Source organism: Microbacterium resistens, from assembly GCF_031456305.1.
In the GTDB taxonomy this organism is placed as follows: domain Bacteria; phylum Actinomycetota; class Actinomycetes; order Actinomycetales; family Microbacteriaceae; genus Microbacterium; species Microbacterium resistens_A.
Map to the genome: position 1 here is coordinate 61,273 of NZ_JAVDUM010000018.1, position 18,728 is coordinate 80,000.

General features: G+C 69.8%; 17 protein-coding genes. 13 read left to right on the forward strand and 4 right to left on the reverse strand.

Features of this window, described 5'->3' with window-relative positions; genetic code table 11:
• Positions 1 to 43 precede the first annotated feature (43 nt).
• A complete protein-coding gene (locus tag J2Y69_RS17340; RefSeq protein WP_310023095.1) occupies positions 44 to 1,438 on the forward strand; it encodes a cation:proton antiporter domain-containing protein in 1,395 nt (464 codons plus the stop codon).
• On the opposite strand, the gene J2Y69_RS17345 is transcribed toward J2Y69_RS17340, so the two are convergent.
• The gene (locus tag J2Y69_RS17345) at positions 1,408 to 2,031 is read right to left on the reverse strand and encodes an ASCH domain-containing protein (protein WP_310023096.1); all 624 of its coding nucleotides are present in this window, start codon (positions 2,029 to 2,031) and stop codon (positions 1,408 to 1,410) included. The genes J2Y69_RS17340 and J2Y69_RS17345 overlap by 31 nt on opposite strands.
• A gap of 130 nt (positions 2,032 to 2,161) precedes the next feature.
• Positions 2,162 to 2,923 carry a GntR family transcriptional regulator gene (locus tag J2Y69_RS17350; protein WP_310023098.1) on the reverse strand — a complete coding sequence of 254 codons (762 nt, stop codon included), beginning with the start codon at positions 2,921 to 2,923 and terminating at the stop codon, positions 2,162 to 2,164.
• Positions 2,924 to 3,817: 894 nt separating this feature from the next.
• Here J2Y69_RS17350 and J2Y69_RS17355 point away from each other — a divergent pair.
• Together J2Y69_RS17355 and J2Y69_RS17360 are read left to right on the forward strand one after the other, a co-directional pair.
• The gene (locus J2Y69_RS17355; protein WP_310023100.1) at positions 3,818 to 4,309 is read left to right on the forward strand and encodes a hypothetical protein; all 492 of its coding nucleotides are present in this window, start codon (positions 3,818 to 3,820) and stop codon (positions 4,307 to 4,309) included.
• Between the two features lie 264 nt (positions 4,310 to 4,573).
• A complete protein-coding gene (locus tag J2Y69_RS17360) occupies positions 4,574 to 5,017 on the forward strand; it encodes a hypothetical protein (RefSeq protein WP_310023102.1) in 444 nt (147 codons plus the stop codon).
• A gap of 129 nt (positions 5,018 to 5,146) precedes the next feature.
• Here J2Y69_RS17360 and J2Y69_RS17365 read toward each other — a convergent pair whose 3' ends face one another.
• Positions 5,147 to 5,368: a hypothetical protein gene (locus J2Y69_RS17365; protein ID WP_310023104.1), complete on the reverse strand. Its 222-nt coding sequence runs from the start codon at positions 5,366 to 5,368 to the stop codon at positions 5,147 to 5,149.
• A gap of 554 nt (positions 5,369 to 5,922) precedes the next feature.
• On the opposite strand from J2Y69_RS17365, the gene J2Y69_RS17370 reads away from it, so the two are divergent.
• The gene (locus tag J2Y69_RS17370; protein ID WP_310023106.1) at positions 5,923 to 6,840 is read left to right on the forward strand and encodes a sugar phosphate isomerase/epimerase family protein; all 918 of its coding nucleotides are present in this window, start codon (positions 5,923 to 5,925) and stop codon (positions 6,838 to 6,840) included.
• A gap of 22 nt (positions 6,841 to 6,862) precedes the next feature.
• Complete coding sequence (gene iolG, locus J2Y69_RS17375; protein WP_310023108.1) at positions 6,863 to 7,870, forward strand: inositol 2-dehydrogenase; 1,008 nt, start codon at positions 6,863 to 6,865, stop codon at positions 7,868 to 7,870.
• 79 nt (positions 7,871 to 7,949) lie between these two features.
• Here iolG and J2Y69_RS17380 read toward each other — a convergent pair whose 3' ends face one another.
• Entirely contained in the window at positions 7,950 to 9,134 is a 1,185-nt protein-coding gene (locus J2Y69_RS17380; RefSeq protein WP_310023110.1) for a Gfo/Idh/MocA family protein, read from the reverse strand.
• A gap of 153 nt (positions 9,135 to 9,287) precedes the next feature.
• On the opposite strand from J2Y69_RS17380, the gene iolC reads away from it, so the two are divergent.
• The 8 genes from iolC (at position 9,288) to J2Y69_RS17420 (ending at position 18,530) form a co-directional block, all read left to right on the forward strand.
• Positions 9,288 to 10,247 carry a 5-dehydro-2-deoxygluconokinase gene (iolC, locus tag J2Y69_RS17385; protein WP_310023112.1) on the forward strand — a complete coding sequence of 320 codons (960 nt, stop codon included), beginning with the start codon at positions 9,288 to 9,290 and terminating at the stop codon, positions 10,245 to 10,247.
• Position 10,248: 1 nt separating this feature from the next.
• Positions 10,249 to 11,130 (forward strand): class I fructose-bisphosphate aldolase, encoded by an 882-nt coding sequence (locus tag J2Y69_RS17390; RefSeq protein ID WP_310023114.1) that lies wholly within the window; start codon positions 10,249 to 10,251, stop codon positions 11,128 to 11,130.
• A gap of 58 nt (positions 11,131 to 11,188) precedes the next feature.
• Positions 11,189 to 12,706: a CoA-acylating methylmalonate-semialdehyde dehydrogenase gene (locus tag J2Y69_RS17395; RefSeq protein WP_310023116.1), complete on the forward strand. Its 1,518-nt coding sequence runs from the start codon at positions 11,189 to 11,191 to the stop codon at positions 12,704 to 12,706.
• Between the two features lie 25 nt (positions 12,707 to 12,731).
• Positions 12,732 to 13,634 (forward strand): 5-deoxy-glucuronate isomerase, encoded by a 903-nt coding sequence (gene iolB, locus J2Y69_RS17400; RefSeq protein WP_310023117.1) that lies wholly within the window; start codon positions 12,732 to 12,734, stop codon positions 13,632 to 13,634.
• Between the two features lie 19 nt (positions 13,635 to 13,653).
• The gene (gene iolD / locus J2Y69_RS17405; RefSeq protein ID WP_310023138.1) at positions 13,654 to 15,555 is read left to right on the forward strand and encodes a 3D-(3,5/4)-trihydroxycyclohexane-1,2-dione acylhydrolase (decyclizing); all 1,902 of its coding nucleotides are present in this window, start codon (positions 13,654 to 13,656) and stop codon (positions 15,553 to 15,555) included.
• 169 nt (positions 15,556 to 15,724) lie between these two features.
• Positions 15,725 to 16,705: a sugar ABC transporter substrate-binding protein gene (locus J2Y69_RS17410; RefSeq protein WP_310023119.1), complete on the forward strand. Its 981-nt coding sequence runs from the start codon at positions 15,725 to 15,727 to the stop codon at positions 16,703 to 16,705.
• Positions 16,705 to 17,748 carry an ABC transporter permease gene (locus J2Y69_RS17415; protein WP_310023121.1) on the forward strand — a complete coding sequence of 348 codons (1,044 nt, stop codon included), beginning with the start codon at positions 16,705 to 16,707 and terminating at the stop codon, positions 17,746 to 17,748. The genes J2Y69_RS17410 and J2Y69_RS17415 overlap by 1 nt, the downstream gene beginning before the upstream one ends.
• Positions 17,745 to 18,530 carry an ATP-binding cassette domain-containing protein gene (locus J2Y69_RS17420; protein WP_310023123.1) on the forward strand — a complete coding sequence of 262 codons (786 nt, stop codon included), beginning with the start codon at positions 17,745 to 17,747 and terminating at the stop codon, positions 18,528 to 18,530. The genes J2Y69_RS17415 and J2Y69_RS17420 overlap by 4 nt, the downstream gene beginning before the upstream one ends.
• Positions 18,531 to 18,728: the final 198 nt, after the last annotated feature.

The following is an 18,728-nucleotide window of genomic DNA, read 5'->3' on the forward strand; positions in this document are numbered from 1 at the left end:
GGAGGCCGCGGGGGCGGCCCGTCCGTCGTGGAAGGAGCGCACGGTGCCGCATGTCGTGCTGATCGGGCTCTTCGCCGTGCTCCTGTGGTCCCTCGTCTCACGGCGGTTCCAGCGGTGGGGGGTGGCGGGCCCCGTCGGGCTCCTGGTGCTCGGCGCCGTCGCGGTCATCCCGGACCCCGCGGACTTCCTGAACACCATCGACGCCCGGACGACCGAGCCGATCGTGGAGATCATCCTCGCGCTCCTGCTGTTCGTCGATGCGACCGAGGTCCGCGGCAGCCTCTTCGGGAACGCGGGCCGGGTGATCCTCCGGCTGATCCTGATCGCGCTTCCGCTGTCCCTCCTGCTCACGGTGATCGCCGGCGTCTACCTCGCCGACTTCACGACGATCTTCGTCCTGATCGTCATGGCGTGCGTCGTCATGCCGACGGACTTCGCCCCGGCGGCGCAGATCCTCCGTGCACGGAACCTGCCGTCGAGGATGCGACAGATTCTCAACGTGGAGAGCGGATACAACGACGGTCTCGTCTCCCCGCTGTTCACGGTGGCCGTCGCCGTCAGCATCGAGATGGTCCCGCACGCCGCCCGTGAGGGCGATGCGGTCGGCGACCCCGTGATCGAGGACCTCTTCCGCGCCTTCGACCGCGCGCTCCCCGCCATCACGCAGGCCGTTCCCGCGACCGTCTACGCCATCGCCATCGGCGTGGTCCTGGGCATGCTCGCCGGCTGGTCCGCGCGCGTCGCCAGGGCCCGGGGGCTCGCGGGGGCCGACGGCATCCGGATCGCGATGCTCGCCGTGCCGCTCATCGCTTACGCGCTCGCGACGCTGCCCGTCGTGTCGGCGAACGGCTTCGTCGCCGCGTTCGTCGCCGGGATCGCCTACCGGCTCGCGCGTCTCGGCGGAAAGGGCGCGAGCGAGGAGCGCGTGATCCCGCACGAGGAGCTCCTGCTCGCCGAGGAGGTCAGCTCCTTCACGGCGCAGTTCGTCTGGTTCGTCCTCGGAGGGGTCGCGACGGCGGCCCTGGTCAACGGCACGGTCACCTGGCCGCTCGTCCTCTTCGGCCTCCTGGCCCTGACGGTCCTGCGCATCGTCCCGGTGTATCTCTCCCTGATGGGGAGCGGAATCGCACCCAAGGACCGGCTCGCGATCGGTGTGATCGGACCGCGAGGCACGGCATCGATCGTGTTCGGCCTGCTCGCCTACAACCAGCTTCCGGAGGACGACGGGAACGTCGTGATCACCCTGATGCTGGTCACCGTCGTGGGGAGCGTCTTGTTGCACGGACTGGTCGTCCCCCTGCTCCTGCCCCGCGTCTATCCGGGTGACGGATCGAGCGGTGACGAGCATGGCCCGGGCCCCGGCGGGGCGCCTCCGGCATCCGTGCCGGCTGCGCCCGCCGCACCGGATCAGCGCTCTTCGGCCGCGGGCTCCGCGTAGGCGAGCACGAACCGCTCGCAGACCACCGGCATGTCCGGGGCGAAGCCGCGCTCGCTCTCGGCATGGGTGCGCCAGAAGCGCTCGTGGATCTCGCGCCACGCGCGCAGCGTCAGGTCCCCTTCGCCCTCGGCTCGGGCGTGCTCCTCGTCCACAGCACCGAACGGCGTGACTCGCACCGCGGTCGTGATGATCACGGCCCGGGGGAGTCCTTCCCCGTCGAGGACGATGCTGGGATCGCCGGGCTCGGGGAGCCTTTCGCCGGCCGCCTCCAGATCCCACAGCGAGGAGGCGGTGCCGGTCTTCGTGCCGTCGAGCACCAGCGCGAGCAGGTCGTCGGCCTGCGCGCGGGTCGCTCCGAAGGCCCAGACCTCGGGGAGGTCGGCGGGCAGCGTCGGGACGGCCGCCCTGGCCCTCTCCCAGAAGCCCTCGATCAGGGCGGGATCGCTGCCCCGGTTCTGAGTCTGGTCCCGGTTCTGGTCCTGGCTTTGGTCCTGATCCTGGTCCCGGTCGATGGCGTGGCCCTGGTCCTCGGGGAGGGTCTGGTCGAGGTCGCGGGGGCGCTGTTGGCCCTCCGCCGCGTCGAGAGGGGTCATCCCAGCACCGTAGCGCGGTTCGTCGAATGAGTCCGTCGGACGAATGCAACGGCGTCGGACGTTCTGCTGAATATCGTCCGACCAGGATGGAATGATCCGACGGAACCGGAACCGGAACCCAGCCCGCCGGCTACTTCGCGACGAGGGTGGTCTCGAAGCTGTACAGGTCGGGGCGATAGCAGTGGTTGCCGAACTCCACTGCGCGTCCGCCGTTGTCGAAGGCGGTGCGCTCCATCGTCAGGACGGGGCCGGTCTTGTCGATGTCGAGCAGCTCGGCCTCGTCGCCGTGCGCGCGGCGCGCGCCGATGCGCTGCTTCGCGATGCGGATGGCGACCCCGCGGCTCCGCAGCACCTGGTAGAGGCCCTGGGCCTCCAGCTGCGCGGTCGTGATGTCGGCGAACTCCGGCGGCAGGTAGTTCTCCAGCACCGCGACGGGGATGCCGTCGGTGCTGCGCTGGCGGCGGACGTAGACGACGTCGGACCCCTCGACGACGCCCAGCTGCTCGGCCACGAGTGAGGTCGCGGGGACCGTCTCGTGCACGAGCACCCTGGTGCTCGGCCGGTGGTGCGTGCTGACGAGGTCCTCGTACAGGCTCGTGAGCTCCACCTGACGGGTGACCTGGCCCTGGACGACCTGGGTGCCGATGCCGCGACGGCGGACGAGCAGCCCCTGGTCGACGAGCTCCTGGATCGCGCGACGGATGGTCGGGCGGGAGAGCCCGAGGCGCTCGCTGATGGAGATCTCGTTCTCCAGCCGCGCCCCGGACGGGATCACGCCGTCACGGATCGCCTTCTCCAGGCGGCTGGACACCTGGTAGTACAGCGGCACGGGGCCGGTGCGGTCGAGGTCGGCGAAGAGCTCGTCGGGCCAGTGCGTCTCTTCTCGTGCCACCGTGGTCTCCTCGTCGCCTGTTCACATATGTCACGACGATATTACTTTCTCCGGATTCGAGCCATTCGACGAGGACCTCGGCCATCTCGTCGCGGTTGGCGAACTTCCCCGCCTCGCGTTCGAGCTCGACGGTGACGGCGTCGGTTGTCCATCTCTTCACGCGGACGGTGCAGCGCACGTCTGCGTCACCGAATCGCAGCCAGGCGAGCCCCCAGAGGATCGGCCGTTCGGGGGCGATGGACACGACGCGGGCATGGAGGCGCAGCTGGTCGGAGCTGAGCGTCTGGAGCGGCCCGCGTTTCACGGCCGCGAGCAGCGCGTACCGTGCGTTCGTCCCCAGAAGATCACCCTCCGACCCGGTCTCGCCTCATGTGTGACAGGAGAATCAGGCTAGTGTAAATCTTCGAGAGTCAATCCACACGCCTTGTCCACGACTAGCTATTAGATACGTTGGGTGCGTTGTCCGATACTCTACTCCGCAGCGAAATAGACGCTTGCGGAAATGCGACTGTAGCCTCACGGTCCTTGAGGACCTGCAACACGAAAGTTCCGCCCCCTCCCGCTGCTTTTATCGATAATCGCCTCGCTCCCGATACGCGCCGCGAGGATGAGCGGGGTGCGGGCGACGCGACCGAGGCGGTCCAGTTCCCGCTGGTCGATCCAGGGCGGCGTCCGCCCCGAGAGCAAGTGGCCAGCGCGGCCGGCGCGAGGCCGAGAGAACGGCGCCTTTGGCGCTCGGCCAGGAATCCGGCCGCAACCAGCCCGTTGAGGAGGCCCTGCGCCGAACTGACCGGGCTGACGCCGAGGAACAGCACTCGCACAACCAACGAACGCTCGCGCCTACCTCCGCTTAGAGAAGTAGACAGGTTCGCCGGGTAAGCCTAACTTGGGAACATGTCCAGCGCCGGAGGAAGCTCAGCCCCGATGATTGACCGGATTCTCAAGGGAATGCGCGAGGCGGATGCACGAACATATCTCCTCGAAGACCCGAAGTGGGATGTTGCGTTCGTGGACTTTCCCATCAAACCCGGCGAGGTCTCGTATACCTGGTCGGGTGGTTGGCCTGAGTCGTCGACGTCGAACGCGCCGACCGTGACGATCGCTTGCGCTCCTACGAACGAGGCCGAGAAGCTCCGGAGCCGACTGCACGCGGCCGATCAAGGGACGCCGAGCGACCAGGTCGCGCAGTTGCGCGTCGGAGACAAGCTGGACATACAGGTCTTCCGTCGGCTCGAGGATGGCCGTCTCGCAGTCGAGTTCGTCGACCACGAGACGCTTGTCGTCGTGGTCGTTGCGGCAGATGCACCCGCATCTGGTCGGATGAGCTTCGCGGCCGGAGGACGGGATTCCCTGATCGACGGGTGGCTGCGGCGGGTTCTCAGGTAAATCAAATCTCCTCTTGACCTCCCGCATATGTACGGTATCGTCAACAATGAATGCGGGGGGATACGCTAATTCAAGTGGTAGCCATTTTCCTTGCGCACTTAATTGCTAATAGGAAAGGGATTCGACACTTATGCGTACTCGAAACACCTCCTGCTTGCGGCGGTAGTCGGCATTGCGACATTGATCGCCCCCGCGACCGCGAACGCCGCACCCACGGGCGCACCATCACCGGCCCCAGCCCCGGTCGCCGAGGCGTCATCCGACGTGATCGCGGTCCCGATGACGTGGAACTGCTCAGAGCTCACCGAAGCGGACCGCCAGAAGGCGATCAGCGAGAACATCAACATGTGTGGCGTCCTCGACGCCCCCGGCGCAATCCAGACGAAGGGGTCCTCCAACTTCGGATGCGGCACGACCTACATCTATGTCGATAGATGGTTCGACCAGATCCGAGTGAGCTATTCGCTGTATTCAAGCGAAGGAATCATGATCGGCCGCTCGCTGAATGTCTACTGGGAGGGCTGGTCCAATGGGTCGAACTACGACTTCGGAGGAGTGAACAGCGACAGCTACAGCAACACTGTCACTGGAGCGAACCTGCCGGGCTATCAGGTATCAGAGTCGGCATACATGAGCGGCACCGTCGCGATCCTTGGTCGGACGATTACCTGCGGTGTCTGGGTCGAGGACAACCCCGGCACGATCTAAAGCCCCGTTGCAAGACGTAGCGTGTCCCCGAGCGAGTCTCCTCACGGAGATCTCGTCTCGGGGACTCGTTGTCCTGACCCGGCACCGCTCCAGGCCCGTATATCTGCTTTGCGAGGATGAGGGATCGAGTTACGTGCGGGGACGAGTCCTGTGGCGAAACACGGTCCGCGTCTTCTGCAGCCCTTCCTTGAATGCCCACCAGCTGGTAAGCACGAGGATCAGGTACAGCGCCCCTTTCGGCCATGGGGTCGTGAACGCGCTGTTGACGCCGGCGACCAGTATCAGGACGCCAGCTGCCATGTACGTGACGCCGAGCAGCAGGGACACATTCGGGTGCTTGATGCTGACCATGTCCCGATCCTTCTCTGTCTCTACCCGGCCGCCCGGTTCTGGAGCCTTGCCCATCGTCAACGTCCTTTTTCGAGGATTCTCTACCGTGTAGTCGGAGCAGGCCACGGGAGAGTTAGCGGCTCGTGCCTTCACGCTGTGATCAGAGGAGCTCAGCCGGGGAGGCCTCGGGTTGCCACGACCGGCCTCCCAGGCGCGAGCAGCCTCCATGTACGGGGCAGCCCAATCGGGAAGTGCGTCGGTGTGCTGCACGACGGTGTCGTCCCACCGGTCGGGCTCATCACTGAAGCCGAGCCCTTTCGCTGTTCCGAGTGACCCGTCCGCCCGGACCCTGAGGCCATCGATGAAGACGTGCAACGCACCAGGGGAGTCACTACCCGGCCAGTGCCCTACGGGAAGCGCCCGGGGCGACACCAACACGCGACGCCGCGAGGTGTCCCACCCGAGGGCAACCGGGAGATCGGGCGGACCGCGCCGCGGATCCGACGGAAGAGGCAGGCCGGGTCTATGTGTTATTGTTCGGACATATGACCGTCGTGGCAAGGAAGGTACGAGGGATGCAGGGAACGATCGCCGGTGCGCCGGTCAGCTTCGGAGTCTTCGAGCTGACCCCCGAGGGGCAGGAGACGATCAGCCCCGACGCCATGCTCGAGACCCTCGCCGAGACGGGGTATCGCGGTGTCGACCTGGGGCCGGAGGGGTTCCTCGGCACCGGGACGTCGCTGCGGCGGCGGCTGGACAGGTTCGGGCTGGAGCTCGCCGGGGGATGGATCCAGCTGCCGTTCAGCGACGATGACGCCTTCGAGGCCGCGATCCCGGCGCTCCGCCGGACGCTCGCGTCCTTCCAGGCCGCGAGCGAGTCCGGACCGTCGCTGCTGCCGAAGCCGACCCTGGCCGATGACGGCTCCATCGCGCGCCGAGCCGCCCCGGGGCGGGGCGCCGAGGTCGACCCGCTTGCGGACGAGGCGTGGGGACGCCTCGTCCGCAACGCCGATCGCGCGGCGACGATCGTGCGGGAGGCGGGCTTCGAGCCGACCTTCCATCACCACGCCGGGACGTTCGTGGAGGACCCCGCGGAGATCGATCGATTCCTCGCCGACGTGGATCTCGGCCTCACCCTCGACACCGGCCACCTGTTCATCGCCGGCGGCGACCCCGTCGACGCGGTGCGCCGCTGGGGCGACCGCATCAACCACCTCCACCTGAAGGACGTGGACCTCGCCGCGCTCCGCCGCGTCCTGGCCGCCGGCGGCGGCATGCCCGAGGTCTGGTCCGGCGGCGCGTTCGTCGCGTTCGGGGAGGGCGACGTCGATCTGACCGGCGTCATGGAGGCGGTGGCCACGCACGGCTTCGACGGCTGGGTGGTCGTCGAGCAGGACGTCCTGAACGGACCAGGGCTCGCGCTCGACGCCTTCCGGGCGCAGCGTGCAGCCGACCAGCGCACGAACCGCGACGCCCTCGCCCGCTGGGTCTGAGGGCGAAGAGAGGAACACCACCATGCCCGCGCCCCTCCGCTTCGGCCTGATCGGCACCGGCCGCATCGGCCGCCTGCACGCCGGCAGCATCGCCGCGAACCCGGACTCGGTCCTCGCCCGCATCGCGGATCCGCTCGTCGACGGCGCGAGGGAGGTCGCGGGGACCTACGGGGGGATCGCCACGGACTCCGCCGAGGAGCTGCTCGCAGCCGGCGACCTGGACGCGGTGCTCATCGCCTCACCGACGGCGACGCACGTCGACCTGATCGAGCGGGCCGTCGATGCCGGGGTCGCCGTGCTCTGCGAGAAGCCGATCGACCTCGACATCGCCCGGGTGGACGCGCTGCGGCCGAAGGTCGCCGCTGCCGGCGTCCCCGTCGCCCTGGGCTTCAACCGGCGCTTCGACCCGGCGTTCCGCGAGGTGCGCGCCCGGGTGCGGGCCGGGGAGATCGGCGCGCTCGAACAGCTCACGATCATCAGCCGCGACCCCGCGCCGGCGCCCGCCGCCTACGTCGCGGTGTCGGGCGGGATCTTCCGCGACATGACCATCCACGACTTCGACATGGCGCGCTTCTTCCTCCCGGACGTCGTCGAGGTCCAGGCCACGGGCTCGGCGCTGTTCGACGAGGGCGCACGCGCGGCGGGGGACTATGACACCGCCGTGATCACGCTGCGTGCGGCGTCGGGCGCGATCGTGACGATCATCAACTCCCGGCACAGCGCCAGCGGCTACGACCAGCGGATCGAGGCCTTCGGCCCCGGCGGGACACTGCAGGTGGCGAACGCCCCCACGAGCCTGGTGAGCGTCTCGACGTCGGCCGCGGTCGAGGCGAAGCCGCCGTACCAGGACTTCTTCCTGGAGCGCTACGCCCGGGCCTATGCGGACGAGCTCGCGGACTTCGTCGGCCTCGTCCGGGGCGAGCCGTCGGCCGCCGCGACGTATGAGGACGGCCGTGCCGCCCTCATCCTCGCGGACGCCGCGCAGCGCTCGGCGGCCGAGCGCATGATCGTGCCGGTGTCGCTGGGCTGAGCCCGGATCGAGCCCGGATGCCGAGACGGCGGGGAGGCGGATCGAATCCGCCTCCCCGCCGTCTCTCGTCCCCTCCGGGTCAGGCGTCGGCCGTGAGCGCGCCCGAGACCGCCGGCACGTCGATCCAGGCGCCGGATGCGGCGGACGCCTGCACGGCGTCGACGATCTCGGCCGCCGACCAGGCGTCCGCCGCGGACGGGGCGAGCTGACGGTCCTCGGCGACCGAGCGCAGGAACAGCGCGGCCTCGATGGTCTTCAGGTCGTCGAAGCCCATCCCGGTCCCGGCTCCGGGCTGGAAGGCGGAGAAGCCGGGGAAGTCGGGGCCGGCCATGACGGTGCGATAGCCGGCGGGGGAGTCGGCGAGCTGCAGCTCGTTCAGGCGCTGGAAGTCCCAGCGCAGCGATCCCTTCGTGCCGTAGACCTCCAGGCCGTACTCGGCGCGGGGGCCGATCGCGACGCGGCTCGACTCGAGCGTCCCCACGGCGCCCGATGCGAAGCGCACCAGCGCGGAGGCGTAGTCCTCGTTCTCCACCGGGCCGGTGGGCGCTCCCTCCTCGCCGCGGCTGAAGTGGCTCGCCGCCCCGCCGCTCGGAAGCGGGCGCTCGGCGATGAACGTCTCGGTCAGGCCGGTGAGGGAGGAGATGCGTCCGATCACGAACTGCGCGAGGTCGGCGCCGTGCGAGAGGAGGTCGCCGAGCACGCCGGAGCCTGCGCGCTCGCGCTGGAAGCGCCACGTGAGGGCTCCCGCGGGGTCGGCGGAGTAGTCGGCGAGCAGCGAGACCCGGACGTTGGTGACGGTCCCGAGCGCGCCGGAGCGGACCAGCTCCCTTGCCTTGGCGACCGCCGGGGCGTGGCGGTAGTTGAACCCGACCGCGGTGACCAGGCCCGCGGCCTCGGCGGCGCGGGCGATCGCCCCGGACTCCTCGGCGGAGCGGCCCATCGGCTTCTCGATCCAGAACGGCTTCCCCGCCGCGATCGCGGCGAGAGCGATCTCGTGGTGGAGGAAGTTCGGTGAGCAGATCGACACGACGTCGACCTCCGGATGGGCCAGCACGTCACGGTAGTCGGCGACCGCCTCGCGATATCCGAGGGCGTCGACGGCGTGCTCGCGGCCCCTCTCGTCCGGGTCGGCGGCGACGATCAGCCGCGCGCGCGTCGGCAGGTCCGGATAGTGCTGCGCTGCGGCGAGATAGGCCCGCGAGTGCAGGCGCCCCATCCAGCCGACTGAGATCAGGCCGACGCCCACCGTGCTGTGCTCGCCCATCGACGTCCTCTCGCTCCCTCGCGATGCGACGTGCGTCGTCGCGGTCTTGACAGCATACCCCGGGTAATGATCATATGTAAGGACAAAGGTCGCGATGACGTTCGCGCACGGAGCACCGCGATGAGGCGGATGTCGACGATGGAGCAGGATCACATGACCAGCAGTCCCGAGGTACTCACGTTCGGTCGTCTTGGCGTCGACCTCTATCCGCTGCAGAGCGGCGTCGGGCTCGACCGCGCCGAGACCTTCGGCAAGTTCCTCGGCGGAAGCGCCGCGAACGTCGCCGTCGCCGCCGCCCGCCACGGTCGTCGCACTGGTCTCGTCTCGCGCGTCGGCGACGACCCCTTCGGCCGGTATCTCCTCGCGGAGCTCGATCGCCTCGGCGTCGATCCGTCGGCGGTGGGGACCGATCCGGGACTGAAGACACCGATCACCTTCTGTGAGATCTTCCCGCCCGACGACTTTCCCCTCTACTTCTATCGCGAGCCCAAGGCCCCGGACCTCAACGTCGGGCCGGAGGATCTGCCGATCGCCTCGATCGAGGGCGCCGGCGTCTTCTGGGTCACCGTCACCGGCCTCTCCGCCGAGCCGAGCAGGGCGGCGCACGCCGAGGCGCTGCGCGTCCGCGGACGGCGACGCCACACGGTGCTGGACCTCGACTACCGGCCGATGTTCTGGTCGTCCCCGGCGGAGGCCACGGCGCAGGTGGCGACGGCGCTGGACCACGTGACGATCGCGGTCGGCAACCGGGAGGAGTGCGAGGTCGCCGTCGGCGAGACCGAACCGGAGCGCGCCGCCGACGCCCTCCTCGAACGCGGCGTCGAGCTCGCCATCGTGAAGCAGGGCCCTCGCGGCGTGCTCGCGAAGACCAGGGATGAGCGCGTGGAGGTGCCGCCGCATCCGGTGGACGTCGTCAACGGGCTGGGTGCCGGTGACGCCTTCGGCGGAGCGCTGTGCCACGGCCTGCTCTCGGGCTGGGGCCTGGAGCGGATCCTGCGCTTCGCGAACGTCGCCGGCGCGATCGTCGCCGGGCGGCTCGAGTGCTCCACCGCGATGCCGACGAGCGCCGAGGTCGAGCAGCTCCTCACGGGAACCACGGGAAAGGTGGCCTGACGTGCTCACGGACTCGGACTTCGATCGGCTGCGCGACCTGCGCGCATCCGACCCCGCTGCGATCGACCGGGCGCTGAGGGCGCGGAGCCGGCGCGAGATCCTCCGCGGCGACGGTCGCCTCTTCATCGTCGCCGCCGACCACCCCGCGCGCGGGGCGCTCGCCGTCGGCGGGAACCCGACGGCGATGGCCGATCGGTACGCGCTCCTGGACCGCCTCGCCATCGCCCTCTCGAACCCCGGAGTGGACGGGGTGCTCGGCACTCCGGACATCATCGACGACCTCGCGGCCCTCGGGCTGCTCGAGGACAAGCTCGTCGTCGGCTCCATGAACCGCGGCGGCCTGAGGGGCGCGGTGTTCGAGATGGACGACCGCTACACCGGCTACGACGTGCCGACCATGGCCTCCGGCGGGATCGACTTCGCGAAGGCGCTGGTGCGGATCGACCTCAACGACCCCGGCACGGCGGCGACCCTAGAGGCGACCGCCGACGCCGTCACCCAGGCGGCCGCGGTGGATCTGCCGATCATGCTCGAGCCGTTCCTCTCCGAGCGGCGCGACGGCAGGATCGTGAACGACCTCTCCGCCGACGCCGTGATCCTCTCGATCGCGATCGCGCAGGGGCTCGGTGCGTCCAGCGCGCAGACCTGGATGAAGCTCCCCGTCGTCGCCGACATGGAGCGCGTGATGGCGGCGACCACCATGCCCACCCTGCTCCTCGGCGGCGACTCCGGTGCCGATCCCGAGGAGACCTTCGCCGCTTGGGAGGGCGCGCTGGCGCTGCCCGGCGTGCGAGGGCTCACCGTGGGCCGCACCCTCCTGTACCCGCCGGACGGCGACGTCGCCGGCGCCGTGGACACCGCCGCCCGCCTCGTGCACGCCTGAGAACGTCCCCGAGACCCCGGAACCCGAAGCCCTGAACCGCACCATGAAGGAAGAGACGATGAGCACCGACCTCCCCGTGATCGGCCACTGGATCGACGGCGCCGTGTACGCGCCTTCCGACGGGCGGAGCGCCCCGGTCCACAACCCCGCGACCGGTCAGCGGACGGCATCCGTCGCCCTGGCCGACCAGGGCGACATCGAGGCGGCCATCGCCTCGGCCCAGCGCGGGTTCGAGGCATGGAGCCGCTACTCGATCGCGAAGCGCCTCACGGTGATGTTCGCCTTCCGTGAGCTCCTGAACGCCCGGAAGGGGGAGCTGGCCGCCATCATCACCGCCGAGCACGGCAAGGTCCTCGGCGACGCGATGGGCGAGATCCTGCGCGGCCAGGAGGTCGTCGAGCTCGCCTGCGGCTTCCCGACGCTCACCAAGGGCGCCTACAGCGAGAACGTCTCGACGGGCATCGACGTGTACTCCCTCAAGCAGCCGCTCGGCGTGGTCGGGATCGTCAGCCCCTTCAACTTCCCCGCCATGGTCCCGATGTGGTTCTTCCCCGTCGCGATCGCCGCGGGCAACGCGGTGATCCTGAAGCCCAGCGAGAAGGACCCGTCCGCGGCGCTCTGGATCGCGCGGCTGTGGCAGGAGGCAGGGCTCCCGGACGGCGTCTTCACGGTGCTCCAGGGGGACAAGCTCGCCGTGGACGGCCTGATCGAGAGCCCGGTCGTGCAGGCGATCTCCTTCGTCGGATCGACCCCGATCGCGCAGTACATCTACGAGGGCGCGGCGCGGACGGGCAAGCGGGTGCAGGCGCTCGGCGGCGCGAAGAACCACATGCTGGTCCTCCCGGACGCCGATCTGGACCTGGTTGCCGACCAGGCGGTCAACGCCGGCTACGGCGCGGCGGGGGAGCGCTGCATGGCGATCTCGGTGGTGCTGGCGGTCGAGCCGGTGGCCGACGAGCTGATCGCCCGGATCGTCTCGCGCATCGAGGCGCTGCGGATCGGGGACGGCGCGGGAGGCGAGGACGGCGAGCCCGACATGGGGCCGCTCATCTCGCGCGAGCACCGCGACCGGGTCTCGGGGTACGTCGACATCGCCGAGGCGGACGGCGCCACGGTCGTCGTCGACGGTCGCGGGTTCGCGGTCGAGGGCCGCGAGGACGGCTTCTTCTTCGGCCCGACACTCCTGGACGCCGTGCCCACGACCTCCCGTGCGTACACGGAGGAGATCTTCGGCCCGGTGCTCTCGATCGTGCGGATCGCGACCTTCCAGGAGGGGGTCGATCTGATCAACTCCGGGCAGTTCGGCAACGGCACCGCGATCTTCACGCAGGACGGCGGCGCGGCGCGTCGCTTCCAGCACGACGTGCAGGTCGGCATGATCGGTGTCAACGTGCCGATCCCCGTCCCGGTCGCCTACCACTCGTTCGGCGGCTGGAAGGCGTCGCTGTTCGGCGACGCCAAGGCGTACGGCACGCACGGCTTCGACTTCTTCACCAGGGAGAAGGCGATCACCAGCCGCTGGCTCGATCCGGCCGTCCACGGCGGCATCGACCTCGGCTTCCCGCAGAACGACTGACCCGCAGAGCGACGGAGAGGCACCGATGTCGGCACAGCGCTGGTTCCACCCCCGCGGATCGCTCGGACGGGGGGACTGGGAGACGGTCGTCGACGCCGAGCTCGACGGCTGGCAGCACACCGGGCTGCGCGTCGCGACCCTCGCGGAGGGGGACGCGCTGACGCTGGAGCCGGGCACCGAGAAGATCGTCGTCCCGCTGTCCGGATCCTTCCGCGTGACCGTCGACGAGGGCGGAGACGGGGGCACGGAGGTCGTGGACCTCGACGGACGCGCCGACGTCTTCTCCGGGCCGACGGACGTGCTCTACCTCTCCACCTCCGCGACCGCGGAGCTCACCGGGCGGGGCCGGGTCGCGGTGGCCGCGTCGCCGACGGATCGCGTGCTGCCGACCGTCCGGATCCCCGCCGCGGACACACCCGTCGAGCTGCGGGGAGCGGGAGCGTCGAGCAGGCAGGTGCATAACTTCGGGACGCCGCAGGCGCTGAACGCCGCCCGGCTCATCGTGTGCGAGGTCATCACCCCGGCGGAGAACTGGTCCTCGTATCCGCCGCACAAGCACGACGAGCACGTCCCGGGGCAGGAGTCGCGCCTTGAGGAGATCTACTACTTCGAGGCGGCGCCGGCGCAGCAGGGGCGCGGATCGGCGGAGGCGGCGTTCGGCCTCTTCTCGACCTACTCCTCTCCGGCCGGCGCGATCGACGTGAACGCGATGGTCCGCACCGGCGACGTCGCGCTCGTGCCCTTCGGGTACCACGGGCCCGCGGTCGCAGCCCCCGGATACGACCTGTACTACCTGAACGTGATGGCCGGCCCCGACCCGGAGCGGGAATGGCTCATCAGTGACGACCCGGATCACGCCTGGGTGCGTGAGACCTGGGCGGGGCAGCCGGTCGACGGCCGCCTGCCCTTCGACGGCAAGGAGGCATGACGTGGCGGACACGAAGCGGATGACGGTGGGACAGGCCCTCGTCGAGTTCCTCGCGAACCAGTACACGGTCGACGGAGGGATCAGGGAGCGCACGATCCCCGGCATGTTCGGCATCTTCGGCCACGGCAACGTGGCGGGGGTGGGGCAGGCCCTGCAGCAGCTCAACGCGGAGCGTCCAGACGTGATGCCGTACTACCAGGCCCGCAACGAGCAGGCGATGGTGCACCAGGCGGTCGGGTACGCGCGCATCCACCGGCGGAGGGCGACGCTCGCCGCGACCGCGTCGGTCGGCCCCGGCGCGACCAACATGCTCACCGGCGCCGCGCTGGCGACCACCAACCGGCTCCCCGTGCTCCTCCTCCCCAGCGACACGTTCGCGACCCGCGTGGCGGACCCCGTGCTGCAGCAGCTGGAGCAGCCGCACGACATCGGCCTCACCGTCAACGACGCCTTCCGGCCCCTGTCGCGGTTCTTCGACCGGGTGCAGCGGCCGGAGCAGCTCTTCTCGATCGCGCTCGCCGCGATGCGCGTGCTCACCGACCCCGCCGAGACCGGGGCGGTGACGATCGCCCTGCCCGAGGACGTCCAGGCCGAGCCGCTCGACGTCCCCCTCGAGTTCCTCCGGGAACGTGACTGGGTGATCCGTCGGCCGCTGCCGGAGGCCTGGGCGCTGAGCCGCGCCATCGAGCTCATCCGCGGCGCCGAGCGCCCGATGATCGTCGCGGGCGGTGGTGTGATCTACTCCGGCGCCGAGGACGCGCTGCGCGCGCTCGCGGAGGCCACCGGCATCCCGGTGGCGACGACCCAGGCGGGCGGCGGCTCCCTGCCGTGGGACCACCCGCAGTACCTGGGCGGGGTCGGGGCCACCGGCACGACCGCGGCGAACCGGATCGCGGCGGACGCCGATCTCGTGATCGGCATCGGCACGCGGTACAGCGACTTCACCACCGGGTCCCGCACCGTGTTCCAGGACCCCGACGTCGCGTTCGTGAACGTGAACGTCGCGGCCTTCGACGCGTACAAGCACGGCAGCAGCGTCCCGATCGTGGCCGACGCCGCCGAGACCCTCCTCCGGCTCGGCGAGGGGCTCGCCGGGCACCGGGTGCCGGCGGAGCACGCCGCCCGGATGGGGCGCGAGAAGGGCGAATGGGACGCGGCGGTCGATGCCGCGCTGGCGCCGACCGGCGCAGAGCTCCCCGGGCAGCCCGAGATCATCGGTGCCGTACAGGGCGCGAGCGCCCCGGAGGACGTCATCGTCCAGGCGGCGGGCTCCCTCCCCGGCGACCTGCACAAGCTCTGGCGCGTGCGCGACCCCCTCGGCTACCACGTCGAGTACGCCTTCTCGACGATGGGGTACGAGATCGCCGGAGGGCTCGGCGTCAAGCGGGGCCTCACCGCCCTCGGCGATGAGCGCGACGTGATCGTCATGGTCGGCGACGGGTCGTACCTGATGCTCTCCAGCGAGCTCGCGACGGCCGTCGCGGAGGACATCAAGATCATCGTCGTCCTCGTGCAGAACCACGGCTTCGCCTCGATCGGGCACCTGTCCGAGACCGTCGGGTCGCAGCGGTTCGGCACGAAGTACCGCGCCTACGATCCGCTGGCCCGCAACTTCCAGGGCGAGCGGCTGCTGCCGGTCGACCTCGCGATGAACGCGCGCAGCTACGGGATCGACGTCGTCGAGATCCCGCCGGGGCCGGACTCCGTCTCGTCGCTCTCCGCGGCGGTTCGTGCAGCGAAGGCCTCGGACCGGGCGACGTTCATCCATGTGAACGCCGACCCGCTCGTCTATGCGCCGGAGGGCGAGGGCTGGTGGGACGTCCCGGTCGCGGCGGTGTCCGCGCAGGAGTCGACCCGTCGCGCGCGCGCCGAGTACGAGGGCCAGATCCGCGCGCAGCGCCCGCTGCTCGGCGGTTCCTGACCCGTTCCCGACCCATCGCCCCGGCGGGTCCTGTCCCGCCGGGGCGATGCACTAATGACAATTGGATAATATGTCTTGACAAAGTCTGGTCATCCGCGCAGAATCGACCCAGACACAGCCGTCATCGGTCCGCTCGACGTCGAACGGTCCGCATCCGAAGGGAACCTCGATGAAGAAGCGACTCCTCGCAGGGATCGGCCTGGCCGCCGCAGCTATCGCGCTGGCAGGCTGCTCCGGGACCGGTCAGCCGACGCAGACCGGTGCATCCGGTGGCGGGGCCTCAGGCGAGACCGAATACAGCTACGCCGTCATCACCCACTCCGCGCCGGGGGACGCGTTCTGGGACCGGGTCAAGTCCGGCGCCGAGAAGGCGGGCGCCGACTACCACTCCAGCGTCCTCTACAACGGCGACCCCGACCCCGCCAAGCAGTCCCAGCTCATCGACAACGCGGTGGCGCAGAAGGTCAACGGCATCGTCGTCTCGATGGCGAACCCGGACGGCCTGAAGGACAGCGTCGAGCGGGCCATCAAGGCCGGCATCCCGGTCGTCACGATCAACTCAGGCATGGAGCGGTCCCAGGAGTTCGGGGCCATCACCCACATCGGCCAGAGCGAGAGCGTCGCCGGCAAGGCCGTCGGCGAGCGGCTCGCGTCCGAGGGCGTGAAGAAGGTCCTCTGCGTCATCCACGAGGCGGGCAACGTCGGCCTCGAGGAGCGCTGCGCCTCGGCGAAGAGCGCCTTCAGCGGCACGATGGAGAACATCCAGGTGGACGGCACCAACGACGCCGAGGTCAAGAACACCCTTCGCGCCAAGCTGCAGTCCGACCCCTCGATCGACGGTGTGCTCACCCTCGGCGGCCAGTACGCCATCGACGCGGTCGGGGCGGTCTCGGAGTCCGGGAGCAAGGCGGGGGTGGCGACGTTCGATCTGTCCAGCGACGTCATCACGCAGATCGAGGACGGGAAGATCCTCTTCGCCGTCGATCAGCAGCCGTACGTGCAGGGGTTCCTCGGGATCACGGCGCTGTACCTCGACTCGATCAACGGCAACATCATCGGCGGCGGTCAGCCGGTCTACTCCGGTCCCGCCTTCGTGACGAAGGAGAACGCCGCCGCGGTGGCAGCGTTCGCGGAGAACGGCACACGCTGATGACGACGACCGACATCGTCACGATCGCGAGCAGACCGAGGCTCGAGCGCAACCTGTTGCGCTCGCTGCTGGCCCGGCCCGAGATCGGCGCCCTCGTCGCCGCTCTCGCGGTCATGCTCTTCTTCACCTTCTACACCAGCGACTTCATGAGCATGGCGGGCGCCGGTGTCTGGCTGGAGTCGGCGTCCACCTTCGGGATCATGGCCGTCGCCGTGGCGATGCTGATGATCGGCGGCGAGTTCGACCTCTCCGCGGGTGTGATGACGGGCTTCACGGCCCTCGTGGTCGGCGTGCTCACGACGCAGTGGGGCCTGAACATCTGGGTCGCCGCGGTGATCTCGCTCGGCCTCGCGCTGCTCATCGGCGCACTGAACGGCTACATGGTGATGAAGACCGGGCTGCCGAGCTTCATCGTCACGCTCGGGACGTTCTTCATCCTCGCGGGCATCGACCTGGCGGCGACGAAGCTCATCACCGGGCAGGTCGCGATCCAGGGGATGACCAACGTCCCGATGTACGACACGATCCAGCCGCTGTTCGGCTCCTCGGCCCAGATCGGCGGCGGCACGTTCTACGTCTCGGTGCTCTGGTGGATCCTCGTCACGGTCGTCGCGACCTGGGTCCTGCTGCGCACGCGCCCGGGGAACTGGATCTTCGCGGTCGGCGGCCAGGTGACCTCCGCCCGCCAGGTGGGTGTCCCGGTGATGCGGACCAAGATCGGCCTGTTCATGACCACGGCGGGCGCCGCGTGGCTGGTCGGCATGATCTCGCTGTTCCGCACGTCGACCGTCCAGGCGAACACCGGTGTCGGGCAGGAGTTCATCTACATCATCTGCGCGGTCGTCGGCGGCTGCCTCATGACCGGCGGGTTCGGCTCCGCGATCGGCGCGGCGCTGGGCGCCCTGATCTACGGCATGGTCTTCCAGGGCATCACGTTCGCCCAGTGGGACACCAACTGGCTGCGCACCGTTCTCGGCGTGATGCTGCTGTTCGCGGTGCTGCTGAACCACTACGTGCGACTCAAGGGCGGAGGCCGATCATGAGTGCTCCTCTCATCGAGGTCAAGGGCATCGGCAAGAGCTACGGCCCCGTCAACGCCTTGTACGGGATCTCCACGCAGGTCTCGGCGGGCAGCGTCACCTGCGTGCTGGGCGACAACGGCGCGGGCAAGTCGACCTTCATCAAGACCCTCGCCGGCGTGCACAAGCCGACCGAGGGGCAGATGCTGATCGACGGCGAGCCGGTCGTGTTCGACTCGCCGCGCGCTGCCCTGGACGCGGGGATCGCGACGGTCTACCAGGACCTCGCGGTCGTCCCGCTGATGCCGGTCTGGCGCAACTTCTTCCTCGGCAGCGAGCTGACCCGGGGGAAGGGCCCGTTCGCCCGCCTGGACGTCAAGCGCATGCGGGAGATCACCTACACCGAGCTCCTCAACATGGGCATCGACCTGCGCGACGTCGACCAGCCGATCGGGACGCTGTCCGGCGGCGAGCGCCAGTGCGTCGCGATCGCGCGGGCCGTGTACTTCGGGGCGCGGGTGCTGATCCTCGACGAGCCGACCGCCGCGCTCGGCGTGAAGCAGTCGGGCGTGGTGCTGAAGTACATCGCCCGGTCGCGGGACCGTGGGCTCGGGGTGGTCTTCATCACGCACAACCCGCATCACGCCTATCCGGTCGGCGACCGCTTCCTGCTGCTGAACCGCGGCACGAGCCTCGGCGACTTCCCGAAGAGCGAGATCACCCTCGCCGAGCTGACGAGCATGATGGCCGGCGGCGCCGAGCTCGACTCCCTCGCGCACGAGCTGGAGCGTGCGGAGCCTTCCTGACCTGTCCGCTTGCGCCGCGGCCGGCCCCAGCTCGGCCGGCCGCGGCTTCGGCCCGGCTTGGGCTCGGCCTGAGATCATCGCTCCCGTCGCGGAAATTGGCCCGTACGAAACCCCGGGGCGGCCCATTTTGGGCCCCGGGGGCCGCTGCCGGGCCGGGCAAGGCGGGCCCGGGCCAGGGGGCGGCGGGGGGGGCCCCCG

Coding starts and splice junctions, on each gene's coding strand:
- J2Y69_RS17355 (WP_310023100.1), top strand. CDS start 3,818: ATGTCCAGCGCCGGAGGAAGCTCAGCCCCGATGATTGACCGGATTCTC.
- J2Y69_RS17345 (WP_310023096.1), bottom strand. CDS start 2,031: ATGACCCCTCTCGACGCGGCGGAGGGCCAACAGCGCCCCCGCGACCTC.
- J2Y69_RS17410 (WP_310023119.1), top strand. CDS start 15,725: ATGAAGAAGCGACTCCTCGCAGGGATCGGCCTGGCCGCCGCAGCTATC.
- iolB (WP_310023117.1), top strand. CDS start 12,732: ATGTCGGCACAGCGCTGGTTCCACCCCCGCGGATCGCTCGGACGGGGG.
- J2Y69_RS17365 (WP_310023104.1), bottom strand. CDS start 5,368: ATGGTCAGCATCAAGCACCCGAATGTGTCCCTGCTGCTCGGCGTCACG.
- iolG (WP_310023108.1), top strand. CDS start 6,863: ATGCCCGCGCCCCTCCGCTTCGGCCTGATCGGCACCGGCCGCATCGGC.
- J2Y69_RS17395 (WP_310023116.1), top strand. CDS start 11,189: ATGAGCACCGACCTCCCCGTGATCGGCCACTGGATCGACGGCGCCGTG.
- iolD (WP_310023138.1), top strand. CDS start 13,654: ATGACGGTGGGACAGGCCCTCGTCGAGTTCCTCGCGAACCAGTACACG.
- J2Y69_RS17415 (WP_310023121.1), top strand. CDS start 16,705: ATGACGACGACCGACATCGTCACGATCGCGAGCAGACCGAGGCTCGAG.
- J2Y69_RS17370 (WP_310023106.1), top strand. CDS start 5,923: ATGCAGGGAACGATCGCCGGTGCGCCGGTCAGCTTCGGAGTCTTCGAG.
- iolC (WP_310023112.1), top strand. CDS start 9,288: ATGACCAGCAGTCCCGAGGTACTCACGTTCGGTCGTCTTGGCGTCGAC.
- J2Y69_RS17380 (WP_310023110.1), bottom strand. CDS start 9,134: ATGGGCGAGCACAGCACGGTGGGCGTCGGCCTGATCTCAGTCGGCTGG.
- J2Y69_RS17420 (WP_310023123.1), top strand. CDS start 17,745: ATGAGTGCTCCTCTCATCGAGGTCAAGGGCATCGGCAAGAGCTACGGC.